Genomic DNA, 1883 nt, shown 5'->3' on the forward strand with positions numbered 1-1883 from the left:
CGCTTATGCCCGCGCCGATTATGGCTATTTTAACGGGCATGGTCAATCCTCGCCAAAAAGAAAGCCGCCGCGCCTAAAAATAGCGCGCTTAAGCCGTAAATCAGGAAAGAAGATCGGGCCCCGCTTACCGTTATATAAAGGGCTGCTGCGTCAAAAATTATTGCGGCGGCGGCGGACAAAAGCACAACCGCCGCGGCGGATAAACCCAAAGTTTTAAGGCGCAGGGGGAAATGATCCGGCGTAGCTTTAAGCGGGCTTATTCCTTTTGAAATTCTTATCACGGAAACGAATGCCGTATTAAACACGGGCACCGCCAAAATAAGCAAAGGCGCATACGCCGCCAGCGGGTTGTGGGAGGAATAACTCGTCCCCAGGGAAACCGCCGCCAGCAAAAAACCGAGCAGAGTACTGCCGCTGTCGCCCAAAAAAGTTTTTAGTTTTTTTGAGTGATTATAAGGCAAGAATCCCGCGGCCGCGCCAAGCAGAGCGCAAGCGGCGAAGTTGACGTAAACATATTCCGACGGAAGCGATATCACGGCAAATGCCAAAGCCGCCAAAATAGCCTGTGTGGCGGCGAGGCCGTCCATAATGTCTATCAAATTAAAAGCGTTTGTCAGCCCGACTACCCATAAAACGGTTAAAATAACGCCGAGCGGCTGGGGGGTAAATTGTATATAAACGCCGTAATGTATCAAAGCGGCGGCGGCGCAGGCCTGTATTATAAGGCGCAGAACCGGGCTTAAACCGCGCGGTTTTTTAATGTCATCGGCCAAGCCCAAAAAATATATTATCGCCCCGCCTATAAAAAGGCCTCTTAAATTGCGCAAAGTGCCTGAGGGAAAATCCGTCAAAAATCTTACTCCCGCCAAACTGGCGAAGAACCCCAAGGCCAAGGCAGTACCGCCGGCGGTAGAAACCACGCCTTTATGTTTTTTGACTTCGGTAGGTTCGTCTTTCAGAATTTTTGCGCTCAGCTTTCTTATAACCGGCAAAGAAAACGCCGTTATTAAAGCGGCGCATATAAAATCCGGGAAATACAGTTTTAAACTTTGCATATATTAATATAATATAAAAAAGGACTTATTATGAGCAAAATTAAATTCTTTATTTTATCTTTGGTCGTTTTCTTGTTTGCGTGCGCTCCCCGGCCCAACCTTGTAAAAGGGGAGGAGCCCGTCCGCAATTACCCGGTATTTTTGACCGGGTGGGAAACTTCCGCCGTATTTAAGGCGGAGTTTAAAACGGGTGATTATAAAAACAGCTTCCTGCTGTTTGTAAATAAAAGGAAACATGGATATTTCCAAATAAAAATAGCCGGGGATTATGCTTCCGTATTGTTGAACGCCGATTTTAAAGACGGCAAATTCAGCTATACTTATGTCCTTAAAAACCTTTTTAACAAAACGGCGCGCGGCGTTTTTGAAGATATGGTAAAAATCCTGCTCGTAAAGCCTTCAGGCTATCAGGGGTATTCTTACGAGGACGAAACCGGCCGCATAGTTTTTAAGGAAGGAAAGTTTATCAATTCATATCTTTTTAAACGCGGCCTAAGCTACCCTTACGCTATGAAACAGAGCAAAGGCAAAATAAACAAAAACATTGAATTTAACGATTATCAAGTGTTTGGGGACAGGCCTTTGCCGCATCAAATAATTTTTACCGAAGAGAAGGGGCGGGCGGAGGGTATTTTGACTTTGCTTAGTTTGAAGTAGCTTCTTACTTTGGATGGATAGTTTAACTCGGGCTAAGTTTCGCTCCCACGGCTAGCAAACTTCCGTATTTGGCTTGATTTCTTTTGACTTGTGTCAAGTTTCACGCTCATGGCTAGCAATTTTCCATATTTGGGTAAATTTAAGTTTTTTCTTCGCTTAAATACCGCGGCG

Annotated in this window: 2 protein-coding genes; one reads left to right on the plus strand and one right to left on the minus strand. The window is 45.5% G+C overall.

From position 1 onward, the window contains the following. Nucleotides 1-29: 29 nt before the first annotated feature. Complete coding sequence (locus tag ACQY26_RS03715; RefSeq protein WP_428047757.1) at nucleotides 30-1055, minus strand: MraY family glycosyltransferase; 1026 nt, start codon at nucleotides 1053-1055, stop codon at nucleotides 30-32. 30 nt (nucleotides 1056-1085) lie between these two features. Here ACQY26_RS03715 and ACQY26_RS03720 point away from each other — a divergent pair, with 30 nt between their 5' ends. Continuing rightward, nucleotides 1086-1712 (plus strand): hypothetical protein, encoded by a 627-nt coding sequence (locus ACQY26_RS03720; protein WP_428047758.1) that lies wholly within the window; start codon nucleotides 1086-1088, stop codon nucleotides 1710-1712. Nucleotides 1713-1883: the final 171 nt, after the last annotated feature.

It is taken from the genome of Candidatus Proelusimicrobium excrementi (assembly GCF_937881865.1).
GTDB lineage: Bacteria > Elusimicrobiota > Elusimicrobia > Elusimicrobiales > Elusimicrobiaceae > Proelusimicrobium > Proelusimicrobium excrementi.